General features: G+C 54.3%; 22 protein-coding genes. 9 read left to right on the top strand and 13 right to left on the bottom strand.

Annotation, left to right across the window (positions count from 1 at the left end; genetic code table 11):
• Position 1: 1 nt before the first annotated feature.
• Positions 2–841 carry an enoyl-CoA hydratase/isomerase family protein gene (locus LKE13_RS04485; protein WP_227948512.1) on the bottom strand — a complete coding sequence of 280 codons (840 nt, stop codon included), beginning with the start codon at positions 839–841 and terminating at the stop codon, positions 2–4.
• A 22-nt stretch (positions 842–863) separates the two neighbouring features.
• Between LKE13_RS04485 and LKE13_RS04480 the strand changes: the two genes are divergently transcribed.
• On the top strand, positions 864–1,709 hold the full coding sequence (locus LKE13_RS04480; protein ID WP_227948510.1) for a class I SAM-dependent methyltransferase: 846 nt from the start codon (positions 864–866) through the stop codon (positions 1,707–1,709).
• Between the two features lie 43 nt (positions 1,710–1,752).
• A complete protein-coding gene (locus LKE13_RS04475; RefSeq protein ID WP_227948508.1) occupies positions 1,753–3,111 on the top strand; it encodes an adenylate/guanylate cyclase domain-containing protein in 1,359 nt (452 codons plus the stop codon).
• Between the two features lie 3 nt (positions 3,112–3,114).
• Here the strand turns inward: LKE13_RS04475 and LKE13_RS04470 are convergent, their stop codons facing one another.
• The 10 genes from LKE13_RS04470 to LKE13_RS04425 all read right to left on the bottom strand — a co-directional run bounded on the left by LKE13_RS04470 (position 3,115) and on the right by LKE13_RS04425 (position 14,725).
• Complete coding sequence (locus tag LKE13_RS04470) at positions 3,115–4,299, bottom strand: ABC transporter permease (protein WP_227948506.1); 1,185 nt, start codon at positions 4,297–4,299, stop codon at positions 3,115–3,117.
• Complete coding sequence (locus LKE13_RS04465) at positions 4,296–5,324, bottom strand: ABC transporter permease (RefSeq protein ID WP_227948504.1); 1,029 nt, start codon at positions 5,322–5,324, stop codon at positions 4,296–4,298. Before LKE13_RS04465 ends, LKE13_RS04470 begins: the two co-directional genes overlap by 4 nt.
• Before the next feature lie 159 nt (positions 5,325–5,483).
• Positions 5,484–7,379, bottom strand: coding sequence for an ABC transporter substrate-binding protein (locus tag LKE13_RS04460; protein WP_227948502.1), 1,896 nt, complete (start codon positions 7,377–7,379; stop codon positions 5,484–5,486).
• Positions 7,376–9,268, bottom strand: coding sequence for an ABC transporter ATP-binding protein (locus tag LKE13_RS04455; RefSeq protein WP_227948500.1), 1,893 nt, complete (start codon positions 9,266–9,268; stop codon positions 7,376–7,378). Before LKE13_RS04455 ends, LKE13_RS04460 begins: the two co-directional genes overlap by 4 nt.
• Positions 9,265–9,786, bottom strand: coding sequence for a hypothetical protein (locus LKE13_RS04450; protein WP_227948498.1), 522 nt, complete (start codon positions 9,784–9,786; stop codon positions 9,265–9,267). Before LKE13_RS04450 ends, LKE13_RS04455 begins: the two co-directional genes overlap by 4 nt.
• Positions 9,783–10,589: a polysaccharide deacetylase family protein gene (locus LKE13_RS04445; RefSeq protein ID WP_227948496.1), complete on the bottom strand. Its 807-nt coding sequence runs from the start codon at positions 10,587–10,589 to the stop codon at positions 9,783–9,785. The genes LKE13_RS04450 and LKE13_RS04445 overlap by 4 nt, the downstream gene beginning before the upstream one ends.
• A complete protein-coding gene (locus tag LKE13_RS04440) occupies positions 10,586–11,749 on the bottom strand; it encodes a glycosyltransferase family protein (RefSeq protein ID WP_227948494.1) in 1,164 nt (387 codons plus the stop codon). Before LKE13_RS04440 ends, LKE13_RS04445 begins: the two co-directional genes overlap by 4 nt.
• Complete coding sequence (locus LKE13_RS04435; protein ID WP_227948492.1) at positions 11,746–12,327, bottom strand: histidine phosphatase family protein; 582 nt, start codon at positions 12,325–12,327, stop codon at positions 11,746–11,748. Before LKE13_RS04435 ends, LKE13_RS04440 begins: the two co-directional genes overlap by 4 nt.
• Complete coding sequence (locus LKE13_RS18750; protein ID WP_227948490.1) at positions 12,327–13,454, bottom strand: glycosyltransferase family 4 protein; 1,128 nt, start codon at positions 13,452–13,454, stop codon at positions 12,327–12,329. The genes LKE13_RS04435 and LKE13_RS18750 overlap by 1 nt, the downstream gene beginning before the upstream one ends.
• Entirely contained in the window at positions 13,451–14,725 is a 1,275-nt protein-coding gene (locus LKE13_RS04425; protein ID WP_227948488.1) for a glycosyltransferase family 4 protein, read from the bottom strand. The genes LKE13_RS18750 and LKE13_RS04425 overlap by 4 nt, the downstream gene beginning before the upstream one ends.
• Before the next feature lie 203 nt (positions 14,726–14,928).
• Here LKE13_RS04425 and LKE13_RS04420 point away from each other — a divergent pair, with 203 nt between their 5' ends.
• From LKE13_RS04420 to LKE13_RS04405, 4 genes are all read left to right on the top strand, one after another.
• Entirely contained in the window at positions 14,929–17,583 is a 2,655-nt protein-coding gene (locus LKE13_RS04420; RefSeq protein ID WP_227948485.1) for an ABC transporter transmembrane domain-containing protein, read from the top strand.
• 31 nt (positions 17,584–17,614) lie between these two features.
• Complete coding sequence (locus LKE13_RS04415) at positions 17,615–18,076, top strand: cyclic nucleotide-binding domain-containing protein (protein ID WP_227948483.1); 462 nt, start codon at positions 17,615–17,617, stop codon at positions 18,074–18,076.
• A 66-nt stretch (positions 18,077–18,142) separates the two neighbouring features.
• Positions 18,143–19,438, top strand: a complete 1,296-nt coding sequence (locus LKE13_RS04410) for an AmpG family muropeptide MFS transporter (protein WP_227948481.1) — start codon at positions 18,143–18,145, stop codon at positions 19,436–19,438.
• 22 nt (positions 19,439–19,460) lie between these two features.
• A complete protein-coding gene (locus LKE13_RS04405) occupies positions 19,461–20,987 on the top strand; it encodes an acyl-CoA synthetase (protein WP_227948480.1) in 1,527 nt (508 codons plus the stop codon).
• A 14-nt stretch (positions 20,988–21,001) separates the two neighbouring features.
• Here LKE13_RS04405 and LKE13_RS04400 read toward each other — a convergent pair whose 3' ends face one another.
• Positions 21,002–21,595: a hypothetical protein gene (locus LKE13_RS04400; RefSeq protein ID WP_227948479.1), complete on the bottom strand. Its 594-nt coding sequence runs from the start codon at positions 21,593–21,595 to the stop codon at positions 21,002–21,004.
• 66 nt (positions 21,596–21,661) lie between these two features.
• Between LKE13_RS04400 and LKE13_RS04395 the strand changes: the two genes are divergently transcribed.
• Positions 21,662–22,474, top strand: coding sequence for a phytanoyl-CoA dioxygenase family protein (locus LKE13_RS04395; RefSeq protein ID WP_227948478.1), 813 nt, complete (start codon positions 21,662–21,664; stop codon positions 22,472–22,474).
• Here the strand turns inward: LKE13_RS04395 and LKE13_RS04390 are convergent.
• Positions 22,471–22,935 carry a MarR family winged helix-turn-helix transcriptional regulator gene (locus tag LKE13_RS04390; RefSeq protein ID WP_227948477.1) on the bottom strand — a complete coding sequence of 155 codons (465 nt, stop codon included), beginning with the start codon at positions 22,933–22,935 and terminating at the stop codon, positions 22,471–22,473. The genes LKE13_RS04395 and LKE13_RS04390 overlap by 4 nt on opposite strands.
• A gap of 84 nt (positions 22,936–23,019) precedes the next feature.
• Here LKE13_RS04390 and hmgA point away from each other — a divergent pair, with 84 nt between their 5' ends.
• Together hmgA and LKE13_RS04380 are read left to right on the top strand one after the other, a co-directional pair.
• Positions 23,020–24,327 (top strand): homogentisate 1,2-dioxygenase, encoded by a 1,308-nt coding sequence (gene hmgA, locus LKE13_RS04385; RefSeq protein ID WP_227948476.1) that lies wholly within the window; start codon positions 23,020–23,022, stop codon positions 24,325–24,327.
• Positions 24,324–25,346, top strand: coding sequence for a fumarylacetoacetate hydrolase family protein (locus tag LKE13_RS04380; protein WP_227948475.1), 1,023 nt, complete (start codon positions 24,324–24,326; stop codon positions 25,344–25,346). The genes hmgA and LKE13_RS04380 overlap by 4 nt, the downstream gene beginning before the upstream one ends.
• The last annotated feature ends 18 nt before the right edge of the window (positions 25,347–25,364 follow it).

Genomic DNA, 25,364 nt, shown 5'->3' with positions numbered 1-25,364 from the left:
TTCAGGACCCTTTAAAGTTGGCGGAGCGTTTCTCCGCCAACGCCTGCTTCCCCTCGGTAAAATCCTCCGATTGCAGGCATTGAAGCTGGAACTGGCGAGCCTTCGCCACATCGAGTTCCCCGCGTGCGATATCATTAAGGGTCTCTTTCATGCCGCGCAAGGACAGCGGCGCAAGTCCGGCAATATCCAGAACGAGGGCTTCCGTGCGTGCCTCCAATTCGTCTGGTTCAACAAGGTAATCGAGGAACCCGATGGCCTTCAATTCTTCGGCGGGCATCCTCTCGCAAGCGAGAAAAAAGCGTTTCGCCGGACCGAGCCCGAGCCGCGCGACAGCACGTGCGAGGCCTGCCGGAGGATAGTGAATGCCGATGCGTGCAGGCGGAATAAAGGAACTCATCGACGTGATTCCGATGCGAAAATCGCAGGAAAGGGCGAGGTCGGCCCCACCGCCATACACGCCGCCGTTTAACGCACAGATCGTCGGGAATGGAAGCCGCTCCACCACATCAGTCAGCTGTTCCAAAGGATTCTCATCGAAATTATAACGACCGAGCTCGCCAAGATCAGCACCCGCACAAAAACTTTTCCCCGTACCGGTCAACACCATGACGCGGAGCGATTTATCATCTGATTTCTCTGTCAGCCCTTCCCTCAATGCCTTCATGGTCGCTGGCGAAAGCTTGTTATGTTGCGCCGGATTGTCTAGGCGCACTCTAAGAGTGGTATTTTCAACAGTGATATGAAAAGATGCGCCCATTGCCAGTATCCTTTTTGCTTTTCTTGAGTTGAGCCCGACCATAAAGAGATTGCCGCAGCCGCGCCATGCAAAATAGTCAAACATCTGAATTTCGGAAAGACCTACTATGAATCTGCGTCGCCTGCGCATGGGCCTCAATACCGTCCTCGGACTGAAGAAGGAGGGGTTCTTTATTCCTTATCGCTATGCCGCGAGCCTCCCCAAGGCGACGGGACGCGGATCTTACCCCGCTATTGAAACATACATGGCAGCGCGCGAAGCTAATTTTGCGAAACACCTGGATGATCTGGCTACTTATCGGGGCGCATTCGAAAGCTTCGGCACTTTACCGCCGCCTGAGCCACGGTTTGAGCAGGACTGGTTCCCCCGGCTGGACGCAGCAATCGCCTACGCCATGGTGCGAAAAGAAAAACCGGCACATATTGTCGAGGTCGGATCGGGCCATTCCACCCGCTTCATGGCGCGTGCTATCAAAGATGGTGATCTCACCACGAAATTCACCGCGATTGATCCCGCCCCCCGCGCTACAATCGAAACCCTGCCCATTCAGGTGATCCACAAGACGCTGCATGAGGCAGGAAATGACCCTTTCACCAAACTTGCCGCAGGTGATTTCCTGTTTATCGACAGCAGCCACATTGCCATGCCGGGCAGCGATGTTGATCGCCTGTTTCTGGATATCCTGCCCTCTCTCCCACCGGGCGTATTTATCCACATCCATGATATCTTCCTGCCCGATGACTATCCCGAAAGCTGGGACTGGCGAGGCTATAACGAACAGCAACTTGCCGCCCCGCTTTTTCTCGGGGGAGGTTATGAGCTGATATTTTCAAGCGCCTATGTCGCGAGCCGCATGAAAGACGCGCTGGCACAATCATCTGCCGGAAGTCTGCCGATCCCCGATGGGGCGGTGGAGACCAGTCTCTGGCTGCAAAAGCGGGCGATCACATAATTATGAAGGGTTGTGCGTTCCATGTTATCGAAAGCGAGCGCATATGACGGGAATGTGGAATAGCATTAAAAAAGCCATACTGGGTGAAGAGATCGACGGGAAGTTGCCGGCGCGGGTGCAAGATGCCATCACGCGCCAACAGACCCAGTCGGAAATCCTGATCGCCTGGGTACAGGTGTTTATCGTCATCACCTTCTCCACCCTATACGCCCTGTCGCCGAAGACATTCGCCGCTGATGTTATGTTTGCGCCCGTGCCTTATGCGCTTATGATTTACGGTGTGTTTACAGTACTTCGCCTACTGCTCGCCTATTTCGGCAGGATGCCGTGGTGGTTTATCAGTCTTTCTGTTATCGCTGATATGGCGTTGTTGATGTTCCTGATTTGGAGTTTTCATATCCAGTATGAACAGCCGCCGTCCTTCTACCTGAAGGCGCCGACCTTGCTCTATGTCTTTATCTTTATCGCCCTTCGTGCCCTCCGGTTCGAGGCGAGCTATGTCCTACTCGCGGGCGCCTCGGCGGCAATCGGTTGGCTCATCCTGTTGGGGTATGCCGTGCATCTGGAAGACGGCATGGCACAGATCACCCGCGATTATGTGGAATTCACCATGTCGCATAAAATCCTGCTCGGCGCGGAGTTTGACAAGGTCATCAGCATCGTCGTGGTGACCCTTATTCTTGCTCTCGTCATTGTCCGGGCGCGGCGATTGTTGATCCATTCGGTGGCGCAGGCGACCGCGGCAGCGGACCTCTCCCGCTTTTTCTCCCCGGAAATCGCCGCTCAGATTACCCATTCAGAAAGCTGGATCGAGCCCGGGACCGGCGAAAGCCGACAGGCGGCAATCCTACATTGCGATTTACAGGGCTTTACAAAACTATCCATGGAACGGCCGGCGAACGAGGTGATTTCATTGCTGACGGAGTATCAGTCCCGCATGGTGCCTGTGATCCAGAAACACGGCGGCACCATCGACAAGTTTCTCGGTGACGGGATTCTCGCCACCTTCGGCGCGGCGGTCCCAACGGAGCACTACGCGGCCGATTGCCTGCGCGCGATGGAAGACCTGAACAAAGAGGCAGCGGCATGGTCGAAGGATCGAACGGCGGACAAACAAGACCCCATGACGGTTCGTTTCGTCTCCGCTGTCGGGGCAATTGTCTTCGGCGCGGTCGGCGATAACAGCCGGTTAGAATACACAGTGATCGGGGAACCGGTCAATCTTGCCGCCAAGCTCGACAAGCATGCCAAGGATGAACAGGCCACTGGTGTTACCACGCGGGAGGCACTGGACCTTGCCAAGACGCAAGGGTATGCACCTCAGGCAAAATTGGAAATTCGAGAGGCGCGCAAAGTCGACGGTGTTAAAGGGGCCGTCGATCTCGCCATCTTCCGCCCCTGAAATTTACTTGTATGGGTCCGCCGCGTCGCGCAGGCCATCGCCTAGGAAGTTAAAGGCCAGCACGATAATAATCACTGGCAACACCGGATAGATCAGCCAAGGCGTCGTCGCCACCGCATTGATGTTTGTCGTCTCATTGAGCAAAACGCCCCATGAGGTAATTGGCGGACGCAATCCCAGCCCGAGGAAGGAAAGTGCCGTCTCGCCCAATATCATGCTCGGGATCGCAAGGCTGGCGCTGGCGATCAAATGGCTCGCAAACGACGGCAACAGATGACGCCCGATAATCCGTTTGGGCTTGGCGCCCATAAGCTGCGCGGCAGTGCAGAAATCCTCCTCCCGGAGGGAAAGGAATTTTGATCTCACTGCACGAGCAAGTCCCGGCCAGTCGAGAAGGCCCAATATTACCGTCAATCCAAAGAAAACGAGGATTGGCGACCAGGTGACCGGTAGCGCGGCCGAGAGTGCCAGCCAAAGTGGCAACTGTGGCAAGGATTTCAAGAGCTCGATCGTTCGTTGGATAACATTATCAATCCAGCCGCCATAATAGCCGGAAATGCCGCCTAGAATAATACCAAGGGTGAAGCTAATGGCAATACCGATCAATCCGATCGAAAGCGATATCCGCGCGCCATAAATAATACGCGAGAGGATATCCCGCCCGAGCCGATCCGTGCCGAGCCAGAAGAAAGAGGCCAGCTTTTTCTCAGCCGGGCAGACAAGGTGCAGGTTCGCATCGAACAGGCCCCAAAATTCATATTCATCCCCGGCGCAGAAAAACCGCAATGGATACGGCTTGCTGGTATTGATCTCATATTCGCGCTTCAGGGTTTCCCGGTTAAGCCGCTGCTTATAACCATACACGAAGGGGCCAACGAATTCACCGTCATGAAAAAGATGGATCGACTGCGGCGGTGCGAAGATATATTTCGTATGCCGCGTTTGCAGATCATAGGGTGCCAGAAATTCCGATATCAGAATCGAAATGTAAAACAGCAGCAAGACAATCCCGCTGATGACCGCGATCCGATGCCGGCGGAATTTCCACCACATCATCTGCCATTGCGACGCCATATAGAAACGTTCCTGCTCCGGCGTGAACTTCTCCACCGAATGAGGATCGAACGGTTCGCGGGAGTACCAATGTTCGAGCGGCGGCTCCTTGTTCGGTCCGGTCGTCTCCGTCATTTTGTCGCCCCCCCGGTCAAACGAATGCGTGGATCAAGGACCGCCAGCAACACGTCGGAAACAAACATGCCGACCACCGTCAACAGGGCGAGGAACATCAAAAGAGAGCCCGCCATATACTGATCCTGATTGCGTAGTGCCTCAAGAAGAAGCGGGCCAACCGTCGGCAAGCTCAAGACCATACTTACAATCACCGAGCCTGAAATCACATCAGGCAAAAGATTGCCGATATCGGCAATAAAGGGGTTAAGCGACATGCGGATTGGATACTTGATCAACGCCTTCAGGCGCGGCACACCCTTGGCCTTGGCCGTTGTCACATATTGTTTTTGTAGCTCATCCAGCAGATTTGCCCGCAGGCGTCGGATCATAGAGGCTGTCCCGCTCGTTCCGATGACAATCACCGGCACAATCATGTGATCGAAGACCGACATTGCTTTGTCAAAGCTCCACGGCTGGTTGATATATTTATCATCCATCAGCCCGCCAATGGAAACACCGAAATAGACGTTGGCGTAATAGAGCAACACCATGGCGAGCAGGAAGTTCGGTGTCGCGAGGCCAAGATAGCCGATCAGGGTAAAGCCATAGTCGCCGATGGAATACTGCCGTGTCGCCGAATAAACACCGATGGGGAAAGCAACGATATAGATAAAGAGAATAGTCGAGAAATTGATCAGGAAGGAAAGGCCGAGCCGATCACCCACAACCTCTTTCACCGGCAGATCATAGGTGAAGGACTGACCCCAGTTTCCCTGTATCAGACCAGAAAAGCCGTCAGGTCCAGGCCAGAAGCCCATCCAGCGCGCATATTGTTCAATCGGGGATTTATCAAGCGCATACTGCTCCCGATAGAAGGCAATTTTTGCCATCGCAGAGGCGGATTCGCCCTGGGAGCGGAGTTCTTCAAGCTGATTGGAAAGATAATCACCGGGCGGCAGTTGGATAATAACGAATGTCAGAATACTGATCACCAGCAGGGTGGGGATCATAATCAGCACTCTGTGTACGAAATAGGTAAACATTCAAATCTGCCCCGCGAGGCACCGATTTTTCATCGGTTCCACCCCCATGCCATTCCTGTATTGTTTCCCGAAATGCGCCGCCCCGTCAACCGGCACACTGAAAAATGCCTTGATCGCGTTAAATTCCCCCGCCCCCAATGTTCCGGCCTCCCCGATTACCTAATTTTCAAACCAGAACAGGTCCGGATGATAAATCCCGAATTGCGCGCCGGGATCCCAGTTATAGATCCCTTCCTTTGGCACATTCCGCAGCTTATCGGAGACAACAATAGGCTGCAAAATTGCCCCGACAACGCCAATGGTAAATTGCTGATCCGCATGAATGTGCAGCATTTCCCGCCAGATTTCCGCCTTTTCATCGTTATCGGTGGTGACCAACCATCTTTTATACAGCTCGAACAGATGCTGCGCTTCAGGCGTATCGGCGGGCTCTCCGGACTTTCCTTTGGTTTCGAAATGCTGTCCCCATTTCGGCCATTGATAGCTTGTCTGACTGGTCGGTGCACGGGCGGCCGGGCTGGACTGCGCGGTCGGCACACCATTTTCAAATCCGGACCAGACAGACATTACGGTTTCCCCGGAGAAGATGCGGTTTCGGAACACTGCCCGCTGGGACGGTTTGGTGAAGAGTTCAACCCCGACCTGTTCCCAGGATTCGTTGATCAGCTCCAGAATGTCCGACTGTTCCGTCTCCTCTCCCGCCGTTTCAATCACAATCACCAGAGGTTCACCATTCGGCATCAACCGCGTGCCGTCATCATTTCGCTCTGTCAGGCCCATATCGTCCAGCAGACTATTTGCGGTCTCGATATCAAAAGTTGCCCACCTGGTGCGAAGGTCCTCTGTATAGAACGGACTTTGCTTCTGAACAGCATTATTCCCCTCCACCGCCAGACCAAAAAACAGGATATCGTTGATTTCCTCCCGATTGATGGCGAGGGACAAGGCCCGGCGGAAGCGCACATCTCGCATCAGCTTGCGCCAGATCGGATCTTGACTGTTCAGATTGGGATACAGCGTGAAATGGGAACCGCGGACCGTTTCCCAGAGCCTTACCTTGTAGTGAGAGCGCTTTTCATTCTCCTTCAGGAAGGTAGCGTCCTGAAGGCGCAAGCCCCGGGCCTGTAGATCTGAATCCCCGGAGGCGGCCTTCGCCGGAATCAGCTTACCCTCTGACACTGTGTAAATCAGCTCATCGATATAGGGCAGCTGCTGGCCCTCCGGGTCGACCCGATGGAAATAGGGGTTTCGTCTCCCCACAAACCGGTTTGCCGGGGCGGGTGTCGTATTGCGCCAGGGCTGCAATGTCGGTAGATCCGGGTTATCGAATTTATAAAGGTTATCGAGACGGTTGTGGTTTGCCGCCCAGGCCTTGAGCTTGATTTTCTGCTTTGTCGACAGCTTCGACCGGTCAATATACTCGATGTGATGCGTTTTCAAGTAATGTGACGGGCGATAGATAAGGAGCGGTGCCGCACCGGCAAGATTGGCAAGAAAATTAGGGTTCGGCGAGGACCAGGAATAGATAACAGTCAACGGATCTGGAAACTCGACCTTTGGCAGCTCACCGTCAACTAGCAGTTCCGCCGGGGGTCCTGCAGGAAAAAGCTTCGGGTTATTCGCAATGTCTTCCCACCAATAGCGGAAATCTTCCGATGTGAAGGGATGCCCATCGGACCATTTATGCCCTTCCCTGAGCTTCATGACAAAAGTCCGACCCTCAGTTACCTCGAAGGAGGCGAGGATATCAGGCTCGATCTCCAGCTCTTCCGTATAACCGACAAGGCGGGCATAGCCATTGACGAACATCAATTTTACATCGGCAGGACTGCCGACCAATGTCCTGAGTTTACCGCCATATTTACCAACCACCTGATCTTTACCGGGTGTTACCACCAGCGGGTTTTTCGGCAGCCGTTCTACCATCGGGGGAAGGAGTTTGGAGTGAACCGAATGCTGAAAATATGGGACTTCCGCAAGAGCGATGCCCGCCGGGATCGCGCATATCAGCGCCGATACAGCAACTCCCCCAAAAAATTTGCGCCATTCTCTCATAGCCGCAATTCCTCCAGATCCGTATTCTCATGCACCCGGACAAAATGACCGCCACCAATATCCATCATAACAGGTTTTGTATGCACATCGGCAGTAAAGGGTGCGGGCCAGAGTTCCGGATTGGACGCCTTTTCTTCAACCAGATTTGTGAAATTGAGCCGGTGATTAGGGTCCGGTTCCGGCACTGCCGCGAGAAGGCGTTTAGTATAGGGATGCACGGGGTTTTTGAACAACGCCGCCTTCGGAGCGGTTTCAACAAGCCGACCCTTGCACATCACGGCGATCCTGTCCGCAATATAGTCAACCACCGCCAGGTTATGGGAAATGAAGAGATATGTCAGGCCGAGTTCAGCCTGAAGGTCTTTCAGCAAATTGAGGATTTGCGCCTGAATGGAGACATCCAGCGCCGAAACCGGTTCATCGCAAATCAGCAGATCAGGCTTCAGCGCCAACGCCCGGGCGATACCTATCCGCTGCCGCTGCCCACCGGAAAAGGAATGCGGATAGCGGCGCAGGAAGCGGATATCGAGGCCGACGAGCGTCATCAACTCTTTCACCGTTTCCTCCCGCTCAGCCGATGTGCCGACGTTATGAATGATCAGCGGTTCGGATATAATGTCGAACACAGTCATCCGGGGATTGAGCGAAGAGAACGGATCCTGAAAAATAAACTGGACCTTGTTGCGGTAATCGAAAAGCTCGTCATTGGAAAGGGCCAGCACATCAATATCGCGTCCGCGATCATTATAAGTCACGCTTCCGTCCGTCGTCTCCAGCGCCCGCAAAATAAGTTTGGACAGGGTTGTCTTGCCACAACCACTCTCCCCCACCAGGCCAAGACATTCACCGGGCTTGATAAAAAAGCTGACATTATCCACCGCCAGCACCTCGCCTGCAGGCTTTGCCCCAAACAATGAGGATTTACGCGTCGTAAACTTCTTGGTGAGTTTACGCACCTCTAGGATCGGCTTTTCCTCTCCTGTTGCAACAGGGCGCGGATTGGCTTGCTGCAGAAATTTGCTGTCGGATTCGCGCTTGATCTCGCGGATCGGGGTCAATCGCTCCCCCGGTTTCATATCAAACCTCGGAATTGCGCGCATCAGGGCCTTCAGATAAGGGTGCTCAGGGCTTTTGAAAATATCCTCAAGCGTGCCCTGCTCCATGACTTTGCCGTGATACATCACAACAATCTCGTCGGCCATACTTGCGACAACACCAAGATCATGTGTAATCAGCAAAATCGCCATACCAAGCTGTTTTTGCAGTTTCTGCATCAAGTCTAGTATTTGCGCCTGGATCGTCACATCGAGCGCGGTTGTCGGCTCGTCCGCGATCAATAGCCCGGGTTTGCAGATCATCGCCATCGCAATCATCGCTCGTTGCCGCAATCCGCCTGAAAGCTCGAACGGATAGGTGTGAAAGGCTTCATCCGGTTTAGGAAAACCAACAAGGCGCAGCATATCAACGGTTACCTGCACACCTTCTGCCTTGGTTTTTTTATGGTGTAGATGCAAAGCTTCGGAAATCTGGTCGCCAATTGTATGAAGCGGCGAGAGGGAGGTCATCGGCTCCTGAAAGATAATCGAAATGCGGCCACCGCGAATATTGCGCATTTCCTTGCTGTCCGGTTTCAGCTTGGCGATGTCATAAAAAACGCCGGGTTTTTCCGGATCGAAGAACAAGATCTCCCCGCTGGTGATATACGCCGGTTTCGGCAGGATGGACATGATCGCCTGACTGATCACCGACTTGCCAGACCCGGATTCGCCGACCAGCGCGACCGTCTTGCCGTCCGGCACCCGGAAACTAACCCCGTCTACTGCCTTGATCGTACCTTCCGCTACCCGGAACTCGACTTTCAGGTCTCTGACCAGCAAGACATTTGTCATTGATCCACCATCCCATACGCAACTGTGGGAGATTGGGCCTGCCTCGTAATACCAAGAGCCCTTAAGTTGCGCGCCGTATTCTGGTCGGGAGCAAGGCCGTTTTGTGCCGCCGCACGCGCCGCCTGCTCTACCAACTCCTCAAACCCGCCGATGGTTGAATCTATACTCAATCTTACGCCCCCGCCTTTAAGCTTCAGATGCATCCAACCCGCTTCCCGATCTCGCCGTGTCGAGTAGTAGTTCAGGTTGAACCCGTCCAGTTCCTCCCAGTTTATGCGTCGTTTTACAGGGCCAGACATAAAAATATCGGCGCCGCTCACCTCAAATTGGGTGAATTGCCGCAAAATTGTGCGCACGCCATACCAGATGAACGCGCATAACAAAAAAACCAGCAAGTAAACAATGACAGATATCGGATTTAACAACAAGAGCGGAACAAGCGTGAAAGCAACGCCAAGAAGCACGCGCAGGTAGCTACCCAAAAGACTACGGCGAGGATATGTGAACACTCGTGTCATTCCAGATCCTGTTCCGCCTCCCTATGGAATAGCTCATCCGCCAGTTCGTCTATCAGCGCAAGGGCCCCTTCGATAGGGACAAACCGCACCGCCGGATGATCTGTCAACACCGTCAATAACTTATAAAGCACCGCCCAGATTTCTTCATCATGCACAAGATGATGGGTGAGCAGTCCGGTCAGCTCCATCGGGTCCGCCTCCTCTTGTCGCCGCGCCGCCAAATGGGTGGTGACCATCTCCAAGAACGTCGTTTCGGACACAACACTGCGGTCACCACGCCAGTTTATTGGGTCGATATGCGTGTTAATCTCGCCGAGACTTGGTCGGATCAACGCACTTTTTCGCGCTTTATAGCGGGAAATACCTAGATATCCGAGATCCGCCAACACACCAAGATGGTTGTCCGCGATCCGGTTCCAGGGTGGCACCATTATGGGCACAAACTGGTCGGTGAATATCCGCGTAAGTGTCTCTTTTCCTTGTTTTAGATCGATTTTCACCTCATCAACTGCGCGGCTTCCAGGGAACTCCGATTTCTTTTCCCCGTTAGCCGCAAAGTTTTCATGGGCAAATCCGTGCTGAAGGATTGCGCAATGCTCCAGGTGGTTGACAAGCTCCGCATCGACATGTGCCGGAACAACCGCCAACGCAAGAGGTAGATCGAAATGCTCCTTTAGGTGCAACAGCCGGTCGAGTGCGGGCGTCGGCGCAACAACATCATCATCGCGCCACCAGAAAGTCGCAACTCGCCCCTCCGTTTCCCAGAGGTCGAGTTCTCTTTTCAGGCTGTCCCAATCGCTCATTTATTCTTTTCTGCCCACATATTCAGCAATTCTATCGTTTTCGCCGCGCCATTTACATCAATTTCGGCCTGCGCCGGCGGGCCATTCAGGGCAATATCTACCTTGGCTGCCAGAACGTCAGGCGTGAGGCCCTCTTCATCGGCAATCTGAAGCACACCTTTCTCGGCAAGCAACCGGGCGCGGAGCGTCTGCTCCGTCTCCAAACCACCTGCATAAGGCACGATAACCGCCCGGCATTTAGCATGGAGGGTTTCCATCACCGTATTATAGCCTCCCTGACTAATAGATAGCGCGGAATTCATCAAAAGCGTGGTAAAATCGGGCCGCGCCCGCTCAACAATCACACCTTCTGGCGCCAAGGCGGCGAGCTCGTCGAAAATTTCCGCCTCTACCGTAGCACCAACCATCATTCGCCATGTCAAGTTGTTAGCCGAGCTTAGCGCCCGCGCCTTCATCGCTGTCTTTAGTAGATCGGTGCCGACCGCGCCGCCACCGCTGGAGACAATCACCTCACCCGCGCCCGGCGCATCCGGCCCGCCCTTGACACCGGTATGATCGACCACATAGCCGGTATAGAAAATCCTGTCCCTTATCCGCTCCGTATGGGGAAAAGTCCTGTCGAGAGAAATCAGCTCTGGATCGCCATGTACCATGACGTAATCGAAGTATTTCTCCACCAGCCCCAACATTTCATCATTCCGGCCGGGTTTTGTTTGCGCCACCAGGATATCCCGGACAGAAGAAATGATGAGCGGTCGCGGCGTATCGGCCCGCGCCGCATTGAGCAGCGGGAGCAATTCAAACCGCATCTGCCGCCGACCAAAGGGAAACAGCTCAGTAATCAGGACATCGGGTTTATGTTCACGATATATGTCCAGCAGCTTCTCCGCCCGTTTTTGCCGCCATTCATCGTCGATCTGCTGGCCGCCCTCATCAACCAGCACCTTGAAATAAAGGTCCGTCGCGCGCGTCGCCGGTAATTGGATCAGTCGCGCGCCGCCGAGATCGACATCAATCTCATGGCCGCCGGAGACGACCGTCACATCGAAACCCGCCTGCATCATGTTACGGGCCAGCGTTGCCGTCCGCTTGAGATGCCCGATGCCTAGCAAATGCTGGACATAGAACAGGATTTTCAGCGGAGTAGATTGATCGGTCATGCGTCTTCCATAGCGATATTAATGCGCAGCGGCCGAAGACCGCCGTCGGGGCTTACCTCAAACAGATGCCCCGTCGCCCAATCGAAGCTGACCGGCGCCTTGTCAGTCATATCCCAGTTATAGGCGAGGGACTTTAACGCGCGTATGACACCCTTGTGAGTGACCGCAATAGTATCCGCCTCAAGCCCCTGAAGCCAGGGTTTCAACCGCGCCACCACATCGGCGGGGCTTTCCCCGCCGGGCGGCGTCATATTTATACCGCGGGCTTCGTTATATTTGAACTCCCCGCCATATTTCGCCCGGAGATCGGAAAGTGTCTCGCCTTCCCACTCGCCCCAGTTCATCTCGATCAGGGCAGGCTCGATCTTGAGGTTTTTTGCGCCAAGTAATTCTGCTGTCTCGCGTGTCCGTTTCAAGGGGCTGGAAGTGCAGTTAAACCCCGCAAACTCTGAAGGCAGCCGCATTTTGTCAAGTTCCGCGCGGCCAAGATCGCTGAGTGGGATATCTGTGCGACCCTGAATTTTTTTCTTCAGGTTCCAGTCTGTCTTGCCGTGCCTGATCACCAACAACCGGACCATTAGATTGCCCCTCCTATATGCGTTTTCAGGATTTCTGCCGCCTTTGCGAGGGTCCTTTCCGTCCGGACAAATTGCTGCCCTGCTTCACCCATTTTCTCGCGCAAGGGAGCATCAGCAAGTAATTTATCCACCGCAGCTGCAAAGGCAACCCTATCCTCTGGAGGTGTAAGAAGGCCGGTTTTACCGTCCATCACCACATCCGGTACACCGCGAATATTACCCGCCACGACGGGCAGGCCGCATCCTTCCGCCTCCAAAAAGGCCATGCCATACGCCTCCCCGCAGGCGGGCCAAACATAGAGGTCGGCAAAATCATACCAGGCGGGCAACGCCTCCGGCGTCATGGCGCCAAGATAGACCGCCTTGTCGCCGATCGGGGCAAGCGCCTCTTCCACCTCAGGCCGCTTCTCCCCCTCCCCGATCACCAGAAGCTGCCAATCCTCTGCCGTGACATGCGCGAGCGCCGTGCCGAGCTGTTGATAGGACATCAGCTTGTCGCCTGAGCGCATCATCGCAACGGTGAGAAGATTTATCACGCCCCGCCTGCCGCCGGCTTTCAAAATTGCGGCCTCAATATCGACCGGCGTAGCATTCTCAAGGAAACTATCGATATCAACAAAGGGCGGCAGCAGGACAAGCCTATTCTCGGGCGAGACCAGAGGCTTCAGGCATTCCCCGTCCAACCGGGTCATATTAAAGACAACTTGCGCGGAGCTGATGGCGGTTGCGGCGGCCTCATAACCTATCTGCCAGTCACCATGCGCGCGTTTCGGCGCATGACTCGCCTCCGCCACAAAATAGGGGATTTCTAGTGCACGGCATACCTCCGGGCCGATCCAGTCCGGCGCCTTGTGATAGACATGATAGGTGAACCAGCCGTTCGGTGCATCTTCGGGACTGTCCTGCCATCGCGCGATCAATACGGCGGCTTCCTTTCGTCCCTTTTCCTCCATCGATAGCTGAAAATCCTGATCACCTTTTCCATCGAAACTCCGCAATTCCGAGGCAAGCTCCGGTGAAAATCCAGCCTGTTCCAGCGCGGTCCAGAGCAACCGCCCCATGCGCCTGTCGCCAGATGGAACCGGATGTCGGGGCGATTTCATCGGCGCATAGAAGGCGAGTTTCACGATCCCGTCCTGACCTTACGCGACGACGAGGGCGCGCCAAGCTTCTCTGCAAGATTACCAATCCAGCGGTTTGCATCGAACAAATCACGCAGGCGGCTGTTTCCCTTGTTGGCAAACTGTTGACGTAATGCCGGTTCCTTAATCAGACGGGTAAGTGCGACCGACATCGCCGCCGGATCCCGTTCCGGCACCAACAGGCCTGTTTCTCCGTCGACGACTAATTCAGGAATAGCGGATACATTTGTCGCCACTACTGTCGTTTTCTGACTTTGTGCCTCCATCAGAACATTCGGCAGGCCGTCACGGTCGCCGTCCTCGGCAATCCGGCTGGCCAGTACGAAAATATCTGCCTGTTTCAGCGCCTCTAACACCTCTTCCTGTGGGAGGGCGCCGCGCCAGTCGATTTTTTCTGCGACCCCGAGCGTTTCCGCCTGCGCCCGCAAGTTGTCCAGAAGCGGGCCGCCGCCAATATGGGTGAAGGTCCAGTGCAAATCATCCGGCAACATCGCCAGCGCATTCAACAGATCGTCATAGCCCTTCTTCGCCACCGCCCGGCCGACTGACAGAATCTCCGCAGGCGCCGCAGCATCCGACCCATCGCGGACATGCACCCGCCCTGCAAATTCCGAGAAACGGCTGAGGTCCAGCCCATGATACATCAGTGCAACTTTCGACGGTTCTACGGCAAGACTGGAAAGGTAGTCCGCATTAACGGACGTACAGGTCACCAGCCAGGAAAGATCATCGAGCTTCTCTCGAAGTTCCCATTCGGGTGACGTCCAGATATCCTTTGCATGGGCGGAGCAGCTCCAGTTGAGGTCCTTCATCTGGCTCGCATATCGAGCGACGGAAGCAGGCGTATGCAGAAAATGGGCATAAACCATCACTGCATTTTCGGGCATCTCCGCGGCCAGCACCATCGCCTGACCGAAACGGCGGACGCGGTTGGTCGTCAAGTCCCGCCGTAAATCCTTCAACCAAACGCTCCGCGCTTTTTTGTAACCGGGATAGCGCCGCACCTGCCACCAGCTTTTCAAAACACGAATTGGTTCCTGATAAAGATATTCCGGCAGGTAATTGACCGGCGCGGTAATTTCCCGATGCACCGGGTGGATGGTCTTGTCCGTCGGGTGGCGCAGGGAGACGAGGGAGAGATTTAGGCCAAGCCGCTGCAACGCGAGAAGTTCCTGCGCGATGAATGTCTCTGACAGGCGCGGATATCCCTTTAGCACCACGACAACGGTTGGGCTCTCTTTTTTTGGGGTTGGCATAGCGCTCCGGCATGGAATTGGCGTTCCGGCATTGTTAAGGGTAGACGGCGAAAATTTCAACATGCAATGCGGTGAAGGTCACAATTCAACCGGATAGTGGAACATTTCCTCCTTGCAGCAAGAGGTAAAACTGTGAAAAACTGTCCCCGCAGCTGGCCCGCATATTGTGTGATGCCAATGATGAAGTGAGCAGGTCGCGTTCAATGGAACATAATATTTACAAGTATATTCTGCGCTACAGCAAAAAGCAGCAGATCATACTTACCATCATGTCCATCCTTTCTTTTCCCGCCCTGTATTATTATCTTGAACTCCCAAAACTCATCATCAACCAGGCAATTCAGGCGAACGATATCTCCTTTCCGGTTGAATATGTCGGTGTGGAATTTGACCAAACGGCATTTCTCTACCTGATGGTTGGGCTTTTTCTGCTGATGGTCATTGTCAATCAGGCCTTCAAATATGTAATCAATGTCTATCAGGGGATTACGGGTGAGCGGATGCTGCGTCGCCTGCGGTACGAGCTTTACTGCCGCATTTTGCGGTTCCCGATGCCGACGTTCAAGAAAAAGAGCCAAGGCGAAATCATTCCGATGATCACCTCTGAGGTTGAACCTCTTGGCGGTTTTATTGGCGAAGCTTTTGCACTCCCCATCTTTCAAGGTGGATATCTCCTGGTTATTGTCAGCTTTCTCATCATACAGAACTGGATCATGGCTGTCGCCGCCATCGCGCTTTATCCTTTACAGGCCTATTTTATCCCAAAGCTGCAAAAGAAGGTAAACTTGCTTGGCAAGTCTCGGGTAAAGCTGGTCCGCGTTCTTTCCGATCAACTTGGCGAGTCCGTAAGCGGCGTCGAGGAAGTTCACGCCCATGACGCTTCCAGTACCATGCGAGCCCATTTTTCGAACCAGCTGGACAAGATTTACACTGTCCGCTACCGCATTTATCTCCTTAAGTTTGTTATCAAGTTTCTGAATAACTTTATCCAGCAACTTGGCCCCTTCTTCTTCTATGGCATTGGCGGCACCATGGTTATCAACGGCACGCTGGAAGTCGGTACATTAGTTGCCGCAATTGGCGCGCATAAGGAAATGGCCGCACCGTGGAAGGAGCTTCTTGCTTATTACCAGCGGCGCGAAGATGCTCGCATCAAATATGAACAGGTAATCGAGCAGTTTGAACCCGCCGGCATGCGCGACGCCGATAATCAGCTGATCGAACCCGAAGAAATCCCGCATCTTCAGGGCGAACTGGTCGCGAGTAACATTGAACTGTCCGACGATACGGGATCGAAAATCCTGGAAGGGCTGAATACCCGCTTCAAACTCAACGAACGCATTGCTGTCATCGGTCCCGCCGGGTCGGGTCGCGAGGCATTGACCCATGTATTGGCTCGTCTGATCGATCCGGATCGCGGGCGGCTTATGGCAGGCGAAGTGAACATGCTCACCGCGCCGGAGGCCATTGTCGGACGGAAGATATCCTATGTCGGGCAGCATGGCTATGTCTTCAACTCGACATTGGGAGAAAACCTCTTCTTCGGCCTGAAGCACCGGCCCTTACATGAGAAAAGCTACTCCGACGATGCGGCGGAAGAGCGCAACGCCTATATCAAGAATGCGGAACTGACAGGCAATTCCATCGATGACATCGACGCGGACTGGAATGATTATGCGCTTGCCGGCGTCCCCGATGAAGAGGGGCTGAAGGCCCGTGCGCTTGAAGTGCTGGAGATGGTGGACCTCAGCGACGACGTTTACCGCCTCGGCCTACGAAGTACTATTGACCCGCAAGAGGCTCCGGAATCGGCAGAATTGGTGCTTGCGGCACGGCGGCGGTTTTTTGAAAAAATCGAAAATGACCCTAGTCTCAAAAATATGATCGAAGCTTTCGAACAGGACAAGTACAACACCAATGCCTCCGTTGCTGAAAACCTGCTGTTCGGCACGCCCGTCGGTGACGAATTTGATCTCGACCGGATGGCGGAGAATAATTATGTCCAGAAAATCATCGAAGAGGCAGACCTGACCGAAACGTTCCTCAGAATGGGGTATCAAGTCGCAACCTTGATGATTGAACTGTTTGCCGACCTCCCGCCAGACCATGAATTCTTCCAACTCTATGGCTTTATTTCTTCCGATGATCTGCCGGAATATCAAGCGATGATCAGCCGGATCGATTCCGAGCGACTGGATAACCTGCGCGAGGAAGACCGCATACGTTTCATGTCACTGCCGTTTAAGGTCATCCCTTCCCGACATCGTCTTGGCGTACTGACCGATGATATCGAGGAAAAAATCGTTGCCGCGCGTCACAGGTTCGCCGAAGAACTACCGCCACATCTTAAAGACAGCGTCGCCTTCTTCGACGCTGATGCCTATAACGCCGCCACTAATCTTCAGGATAATATCCTGTTCGGCAAGATTGCCTTCGGCTTTGCTCAGGCCGCGGAGAAAATTGGTGCTGTGCTGGCTGAGGTTGTCGAGGAAATGTCCCTCAGGAGCACAATAATCGAAGTCGGGCTGAACTTCACCGTCGGCACCGCGGGTGCCCGGCTAAATGCAACGCAGCGCCAAAAACTCTGCATCGCCCGGGCGATAATTAAAAATCCGGATGTGCTGATCCTCAATCAGGCTACATCAGGGTTCGATACCGCGACGCAAACGCGCCTTATGAAAAACATCCTCGAAGAGTTCAAGGGTCGATGCCTGATCTGGTCGCTCGACCATGCAGAAAAGACGGCCAACTTCGATTATGTTCTGATTATGCGGGGCGGCCGGATTGTGGAACAGGGCAGCCCTCAGAAACTGAAAGAGAGCAGCGCGCCATATAAAGAATTACTAGCGGCATCCTAGGAATCCGCGAAAGATAGAAGGGAGAAAATCCGTGAGCTTAAAAGAAGAAGTCGAGATCCTCCGGCAGATACCCCTGTTTGCAAAAATAGAGCCATCCAAAATCAAATTGCTGGCCTTTACATCGGAACGGTTGACTTTCCAACCCGACGATCTCGTATGTGAACAGGGGGATAATGGCGACGCCGCATACTTCATCATGGCGGGCGAAGCAGATGTTATCGTCGATACCCCATCGGGACCGCTGACCGTTGCGACACTTGGGAAAAACGATGTGGTCGGCGAGATTGCCATCCTTATCGATGTGCCCCGCACCGCGACAATCAAGGCAAAAACAGAGCTTACGACCCTTAAAATCACCAAGGATGTGTTTTTCCGTATGGTGACGGAATTCCCTGAAATGGCGGTGGAGATGATGCGCGTTCTGGCAGAACGACTAGTCCGGACGACGGATGATCTGCAGAAGGCCAAGGAAATGATCCATAAAGATAACTAACGGGCGATGCTATCCCCTTTTTGAATAGAGTACGCGTATGAGTAACCTTATCAAGATACGCATGACATGACCAACTGGCTGTCCGCGCTTTCCGTCTATCGCGACAAGCGCATCGTAAGCATCACTCTGCTCGGGTTTTCTTCCGGCGCCCCCCTCCTTCTAACCGCCAGCATACTACAAGCCTGGTTGACCCAGGAAAATATCGACCTTACCTCTATCGGGCTATTCACCCTCGTCGGATTGCCTTATACGCTGAAATTCCTCTGGGCGCCGCTTATCGATAGTATCCGTATTCCCCTTCTCTCAAAGCTGTTCGGACGGCGGCGAAGCTGGCTGCTCTTGCTGCAAATGTTCCTGATCGCGGCCATCCTCGCACTTGCGTTCAGTCAACCGGGAACCAGCCTGCTTTATGTCACCATTGCCGCCATTGCCGTTGCCTTTGCCTCTGCCTCCTATGACATCATTGTCGATGCGTTTAGAATTGAAATCTGCGACGAGAAAAACATGGCGGCGGGCGCAGCTACCTTCGTCTATGGGTATCGCATCGCCATGTGGCTCACGGGATTTTCGAGCCTTGTCATCGCCGAATATTTTGGCTGGATGATCAGCCACATGATGATGGCCGCGTTTATCCTTGTCGGCACGGTCACGGTGCTGTTCACGCGGGAGCCAAAAGAGCAACTGGCCAAAGAAAAAGGTACAGATGACTCACCAGCGAACGCCTATCTTGACTGGCTGAAAACGTCCGTAATTGACCCATTTACAGATTTCATGAAAAAGCCGGACTGGCTGATCGTCCTACTGTTCACAGTGCTTTATAAATTTGGGGATGCGCTGGCGGGCGCCATGGCGACGCCCTTTTATCTGCAAACCGGCTTTACATTGATCGAAGTTGCGGAAATCTCCAAAGTCCTCGGTACGGTCGCGACATTCGGCGGGCTGTTTATCGGCGGTTGGCTGCTTGCGGCAACGACAATGTACCGCACGCTCTGGATTTGCGGATTGCTGCAAATGCTCTCCAACCTGATGTTTGCCGCGCAGGCCGCCATCGGTCATGACCTCGCCTTCCTCGCCCTTACCATCGGCCTTGAAAATATAGCGAGCGGGATGGGCACCGCCGTCTTCGTCGCGTATCTTTCCAGCCTCTGCAACACGGCTTATACAGCGACGCAATATGCACTCCTCACGTCCCTGATGGCGGTGGCACGCACTGTGCTGGTCTCTCCCGCCGGCTGGCTGGTCGAGCGCACCGGCTGGATCGAATTTTTCATCCTCACTACGATTGCAGCCTTGCCGGGTCTTGCGCTCCTCTGGTATCTTTCCTATCGTCAGCCGATTGAACAACAAGAAGGGGCCGCCTGAACCCCCTCGGGAGACAACCCATATGAATATCGCAAACCTGCTGGAACGCACGGCCAAAACCTATCCGGACTTGCCAGCCCTCGCCCATGGCACAAACATCACCGCGACCTACCGCGAGTTTGCCACGCAGGCAGCAGGGCTCGCAGGGGCACTTAGAGGCAAGCTTGGCCTTAGTGCCGGGGACCGGGTCGCGCTGATTATGAAGAACCACCCCGAATATTGGATCGCCCTTTTCGCTGTCTGGCGCGCCGGGCTGGTCGCCGTGCCGGTAAATGCCAAGCTGCATATCAATGAATTTCGCTATATTCTGGAAAACTCCGACAGTCGCCTCGTTTTTGCCACCGCGGAACTGGCGGACGAGATTACACCTCTCATACAGGATCTCCCCGAACTCAACACTGTAATTTCCGTCTATGACGAAAACTATCAAACACTGAAAAACGAACCGCCGCTCGCGTTGCAGGAAGCGGCGCCGGACGATCTTGCATGGCTGTTCTATACCTCCGGCACCACAGGCAAGCCCAAAGGTGCGATGATTAGCCACCGCAACCTGCTGACCGCCGTGCTCAGCTATTTCGCCGATGTTACCGCGCTCGACCCAGGTGATGCGGTTATTCATGCCGCGCCACAGACCCATGGCGCGGGCATGTATGGCCTACCCCTGATCGCCAAGGCGGGCATACAGGTGACACCTCTAAGCGGTGGTTTCGACCCAGCCGAAACGCTGGAGCTAATTGCGCATTACCCCAATTCCTGTTTCTTTTTTGCGCCAACAATGATTCACCGCCTGATTTCCAGCCCGGCGTTCGAAGGGGCGGATACGAGCAATCTAAAAATCATCGTCTATGGCGGCGGCCCGATGTATGAGGCGGATATCCGCCGTGCCATTGACGTGCTCGGCCCCCGTTTCGCGCAAATCTATGGACAAGGGGAGTCACCGATGACCATCACCGGCCTTTCCATGGCCCAGATCCGCGATGAAAACCATCCAAGGCGCAGCGAGATCCTCGCCTCCGTCGGGGTCGAGCGAACCGATGTCGAGGTAAAAGTGTTCGACGCCGACGATAATCCGCTTCCCGTCGGCGAAATCGGCGAGGTTGTGGTGCGCGGCGATGTCGTCATGCTGGGCTACTGGAAAAACCCGGAGGCGACGGCCGAAACCCTGCGTGGCGGCTGGCTTCATACGGGCGATATGGGCTGTTTCGACGCGGAAGGTTTCCTCACCCTGAAGGATCGCTCGAAAGATATGATTATCTCCGGTGGCACCAATATATATCCGCGCGAGATAGAAGAGGCGTTGCTCACCCACGCAGGCGTTGATGAAGTCTCCATCGTCGGGCGACCGCATGAAGACTGGGGCGAGGAAGTCGTCGCCTTCGTCGTCCCTCGCAAGGGAAGCGCCGTGACACCCGAAGAGCTGGACCGCCAATGCATCGAGCAGATCGCCCGCTTCAAACGACCCAAGGAATATTTCTTTGTCGATGAGCTGCCGAAGAATAATTACGGCAAGGTTCTCAAAACGGAACTGCGGGAAAGGCTGGGCGGATGATATTGGCCCCGTAATCAGGTCAGTTTGCGAATCGCCGCCGCCGCGACAGAAACATTATCGACACCCCAGAGGCCATCATTATACATGACAAAAGGAGCGGAGCCGTACCAACTCGCCCGGCCCCGCAAATATTTTTCCTTGTCATCTTGATAGGGGTTTGGTGCCTTCGCCTCGCTCAGCCGGAGGCGAATATCCCCTCGGTTTCCTGTAAGCCGTTTGAGTTGAAAGTTTGAAACCTCGCCTACAAGAAACGCCGTTTCATGCACCCGAAACAGGCCCTTGCGCAGAATGACCACGCGTTTGTCCGTCACGAAATAGGCGGTGCGATGGGCCCGCCATCCATAGCGAAGTGGGCTCAGCAAAAGCCAGAGAGACCCCAGTGCCAGCGTTATTTCCGGCAGGCGTGGATCGCTCACTCCGCCTGACACCCAAGCGAAAACGACGAGCAGGGCTGTCAGAAAGGTACCACAAATGCAAAACCAGAAATTAAAAAAGAGCGAGCGAAAAATACCCGGCCGTCCCGACCAGAGGAGGGTTTCATCCGGCCAGAGAACATGCGTCCGAAACCAGATTTCGGCGGAAGATGGCGATGGTTCTGCAGGGGTCATTTCACTTCCTCAGAATTTGCGGTATATATTAACGACAAAGGGCGCGCATACAACTCTGAGGCAAAAATGAATAATAATCTTATACGATCGGTCACGGATGAAGAAATCAGGACATTTCAGGAAGATGGCGTTGTCTGCCTTCGCGGGTTTTTCAATATGGACTGGATCAAGCGTCTGCGCGATTTGATTGATGAGGATATTGCCAACCCATCCGGCATGGTCAAGAGCATCGACGCGGAAGGGGCAACCGGGTTCTTTTTCGGGGACACCTTCGTCTGCCATCATCTCGACGGGTTCAAGGATGCGGTTTTTAATTCCCCGGCATCACAGATCGCCGCCTCGGTTTTGAAGGCTAATAAAGTCAACTTACTGTTCGATCAAATTCTGGTGAAGGAGCCCGATACCTCCACCCCGACCCCCTGGCATCAGGACTATACATACTGGCCCGTCGCCGGCGATCAGGTGGCAACGCTTTGGCTTGCCCTCGACCCTGTTACGTTCGAAAGCGGCGCGGTGGAGTATTTGCGTGGCTCTCATCGCTGGGGCAAGAAATTTCTCGCCATCAGCTTTGATCCTGATCAGAAGTATGAGGAGGAACTGCCAGAGGTCCCGGATGTAGAAGCCGCGCGTGAGGATTATGATATCGTCTCCTATGAGCTGGAGCCGGGCGATTGCACGCTGCATCACGGCCTGACCCTGCACGGGGCGCAACCGAACCGGACACCGAATGTCCGCCGCCGCGCCTATATCCAGCGCTGGGCCGGTCATGATGTCACTTATAATCCAAGACCAAATCTACAGAAAATGCTGCGCGATCCAATGATCCCGCCGGGGGCTCCTCTGGATAGCGATCTTTTTCCGGTCGTCTGGCAGGCTTAACCGGCTTTTCGCGAGCGCGACGCCGTTTCCTTATCTAGATACAACTCTTCAAGGGCCGCCAACCCCTTGAAGAGCGCTTCGCTGTTATCCTTGCCGAGACGCGCAATCAATTCATTCTCTATCCGCTGCATCTTGGGCACCAGATTCTTATAAGCTTGCTGCCCCTGTACCGTCAGGGAGATACGTTCCAGCCGCCGGTCATTTTCGTCTACTTCCCTTACAAGCCAGCGTTTCTGCTCAAGCGCGAAGATAGCGCGGCTGACTTTGGTCTTGTGCATGGTTGAATAATGAGAAATCTCGGTCGCGGTCATGGTACCCTTCTGCCCGAGTAGCGCGAAAGCCCGCCATTCCGGGCGACTCATTCCATATTCCGATTTATATGTGATACTCGCGTTACGACTGAGCGTTTCCGCCAACCGATTGAACCGATAGGGAAGAAATTCCTCTAATACGAGATTCATCAAAAATCTTTCTTGATAGTTACAGACCAGACTGTTACATATGTTACTAATTTAGACCGTAAAGATCAACAAGGATTTGTCCCTATGGCGCTCGCCTATATGACAGGGTTCAATAATGAGTTTGAGACGGAGGCACTTCCCGGTGCTCTGCCAGAAGGGCGCAACAGTCCCCAGAAATGCGTCTACGGCCTCTATGCAGAACAGTTTTCCGGCACTGCCTTCACCGCGCCCAATGCGACGAACGCCCGAAGCTGGCTTTACCGAATGCGGCCTTCAGTTCGCCATGTCCGGCATTTTACGTCCGTCGATCGCCCGCTCTGGAATTCCGCGCCTGCTGTGTATGAAGATGCGCCGCTCGGTCAGTTTCGCTGGAACCCAATCCCCTTGCCGGAGGACACGACAACATTCATTGCAGGCATGCGGACAATCACTACGGCAGGCAGCGTGCTATCGCAAGCCGGAATGGCAGCCCATATCTATGTTGCGAATAGCGACATGACCAATGACTATTTCTTCAACGCAGACGGGGAGATGCTGCTCGTCCCGGAAATGGGGCGGCTCAGGGTCATTACCGAACTTGGTATTCTGGAGATGGAACCGCTCGAAATCTGTGTTCTGCCGCGGGGCATGATGTTCCGGGTGGAACTGATGGACGGGAAGGCGCGCGGTTATATCTGTGAGAATTACGGCCCGCGCTTGACCCTGCCTGAAAGAGGCCCAATCGGTGCGAACGGCCTCGCCAATCCACGCGATTTTCAATACCCGGTCGCCGCCTATGAGGAAAAGGAAACACCCTGCCGGATTGAAACAAAATGGGGCGGGAAATTCTACGTCACTGAAATAGAGCATTCCCCGCTTGATGTGGTGGCATGGCACGGCAATTATGCGCCCTATAAATATGACCTCCGTCATTACAACACCATTGGATCTATCTCCTTCGATCATCCGGATCCGTCGATTTTTACTGTCCTGACGGCACCAACGGGTGAGCCCGGTACCGCGAACATCGATCTCGCTATTTTTCCGCCTCGCTGGCTGGTGGCAGAGGATACCTTCCGCCCGCCCTGGTATCACCGCAATATCATGAGCGAGTTCATGGGGCTTATTCAAGGCCAGTATGATGCGAAAGAGGAAGGGTTCGTGCCCGGCGGGATCAGCCTGCATAACATGATGCTGCCGCATGGACCGGATACATTCGGCTTTGAAAAGGCGAGCAATGCTACCCTTGCGCCACAGAAACTTGATGACACCATGGCTTTTATGTTTGAGACGCGCCTGCCGCAACTCGTCACCGAGTTCGCCGCCCACCATGACAGCCTCCAAAAGAATTACATCAATTGCTGGGACGGGCTGGAAAAGAAATTTAACGGAACCATTGAGGGAAAGAAATGAAGCTTGCGACTTTAAGGGACGGCAGCCGGGATGGCAGACTGGTCCTGGTCACGAAGGACCTCTCTCGCTGTGTTGCCGTACCGGACATTGCCGCCAATTTGCAGGGCGCCCTTGATAACTGGACGGCGTCCGCTCCAAAGCTTCAGAAAATTGCGGACAAGCTTGAAAGTGACGCTTCTATTGGAGAGAAATTTAGCGAAAGCAATGCCCATTCGCCACTGCCGCGCGCTTATCAATGGGCGGATGGTTCAGCCTATGTCAACCATGTAGAGCTGGTGCGAAAGGCACGCGGCGCGGAAATGCCCCTCTCCTTCTGGACTGACCCGCTGATGTATCAGGGCGGATCGGACAGCTTCCTTGCGCCCCATGACCCGATCCGGATGGCGGATGAAGCCTATGGTATAGATATGGAGGGTGAAATCGCGGTGATTATTGATGACGTGCCGATGGGCGCGAATATCGATCAAGCTCGGGCGGCCATTCGCCTCATCATGATCGCAAATGATGTGTCCTTGCGAGGCCTGATCCCGGCGGAACTTGGTAAGGGGTTCGGCTTTCTCCACTCCAAACCGTCTAGTGCCTTCGCCCCCGTCGCCGTGACGCCGGACGAACTTGGGGGGGCGTGGGATGGCGGACGACTGCATCTACCGCTTCTTGTTGACTATAACGGGAAGCCCTTCGGCAAGGCCAATGCGGGCATTGACATGACCTTCGATTTTGGCGAGCTGATTGCCCATGCGGCAAAGACACGCCCGCTCTCTGCGGGATCGATCATCGGTTCGGGCACGGTTTCTAACAAACTGGAGGACGGACCCGGAAAATCAATTGCGGAAGGCGGGGACGGCTTTTCCTGCATCGCGGAAATCCGCATGATCGAGACAATCAACGACGGTAAGCCCGTCACACCCTTTATGAAATTCGGGGATACCGTGCGGATAGAGATGAAGGATGCAGATGGCGCCTCAATCTTCGGCGCGATTGACCAAAAAGTCGAAAAATACACGCCCACTGGCGCATAACAAATCTAGAGGAAATTT

The organism is Sneathiella sp. HT1-7 (assembly GCF_020731145.1).
In the GTDB taxonomy this organism is placed as follows: domain Bacteria; phylum Pseudomonadota; class Alphaproteobacteria; order Sneathiellales; family Sneathiellaceae; genus Sneathiella.
The sequence above is the reverse complement of the archived record's forward strand: the minus strand, read 5'-3'. Positions and strand labels throughout refer to the sequence as shown.

Excerpts from the sequence above, each read along its gene's own strand:
- LKE13_RS04485 (WP_227948512.1), bottom strand. The coding sequence starts at position 841 with ATGTTTGACTATTTTGCATGGCGCGGCTGCGGCAATCTCTTTATGGTC.
- LKE13_RS04480 (WP_227948510.1), top strand. The coding sequence starts at position 864 with ATGAATCTGCGTCGCCTGCGCATGGGCCTCAATACCGTCCTCGGACTG.
- LKE13_RS04475 (WP_227948508.1), top strand. The coding sequence starts at position 1,753 with ATGACGGGAATGTGGAATAGCATTAAAAAAGCCATACTGGGTGAAGAG.
- LKE13_RS04470 (WP_227948506.1), bottom strand. The coding sequence starts at position 4,299 with ATGACGGAGACGACCGGACCGAACAAGGAGCCGCCGCTCGAACATTGG.
- LKE13_RS04465 (WP_227948504.1), bottom strand. The coding sequence starts at position 5,324 with ATGTTTACCTATTTCGTACACAGAGTGCTGATTATGATCCCCACCCTG.
- LKE13_RS04460 (WP_227948502.1), bottom strand. The coding sequence starts at position 7,379 with ATGAGAGAATGGCGCAAATTTTTTGGGGGAGTTGCTGTATCGGCGCTG.
- LKE13_RS04455 (WP_227948500.1), bottom strand. The coding sequence starts at position 9,268 with ATGACAAATGTCTTGCTGGTCAGAGACCTGAAAGTCGAGTTCCGGGTA.
- LKE13_RS04450 (WP_227948498.1), bottom strand. The coding sequence starts at position 9,786 with ATGACACGAGTGTTCACATATCCTCGCCGTAGTCTTTTGGGTAGCTAC.
- LKE13_RS04445 (WP_227948496.1), bottom strand. The coding sequence starts at position 10,589 with ATGAGCGATTGGGACAGCCTGAAAAGAGAACTCGACCTCTGGGAAACG.
- LKE13_RS04440 (WP_227948494.1), bottom strand. The coding sequence starts at position 11,749 with ATGACCGATCAATCTACTCCGCTGAAAATCCTGTTCTATGTCCAGCAT.
- LKE13_RS04435 (WP_227948492.1), bottom strand. The coding sequence starts at position 12,327 with ATGGTCCGGTTGTTGGTGATCAGGCACGGCAAGACAGACTGGAACCTG.
- LKE13_RS04425 (WP_227948488.1), bottom strand. The coding sequence starts at position 14,725 with ATGCCAACCCCAAAAAAAGAGAGCCCAACCGTTGTCGTGGTGCTAAAG.
- LKE13_RS04420 (WP_227948485.1), top strand. The coding sequence starts at position 14,929 with ATGGAACATAATATTTACAAGTATATTCTGCGCTACAGCAAAAAGCAG.
- LKE13_RS04410 (WP_227948481.1), top strand. The coding sequence starts at position 18,143 with ATGACCAACTGGCTGTCCGCGCTTTCCGTCTATCGCGACAAGCGCATC.
- LKE13_RS04405 (WP_227948480.1), top strand. The coding sequence starts at position 19,461 with ATGAATATCGCAAACCTGCTGGAACGCACGGCCAAAACCTATCCGGAC.
- LKE13_RS04400 (WP_227948479.1), bottom strand. The coding sequence starts at position 21,595 with ATGACCCCTGCAGAACCATCGCCATCTTCCGCCGAAATCTGGTTTCGG.
- LKE13_RS04395 (WP_227948478.1), top strand. The coding sequence starts at position 21,662 with ATGAATAATAATCTTATACGATCGGTCACGGATGAAGAAATCAGGACA.
- LKE13_RS04390 (WP_227948477.1), bottom strand. The coding sequence starts at position 22,935 with ATGAATCTCGTATTAGAGGAATTTCTTCCCTATCGGTTCAATCGGTTG.
- hmgA (WP_227948476.1), top strand. The coding sequence starts at position 23,020 with ATGGCGCTCGCCTATATGACAGGGTTCAATAATGAGTTTGAGACGGAG.
- LKE13_RS04380 (WP_227948475.1), top strand. The coding sequence starts at position 24,324 with ATGAAGCTTGCGACTTTAAGGGACGGCAGCCGGGATGGCAGACTGGTC.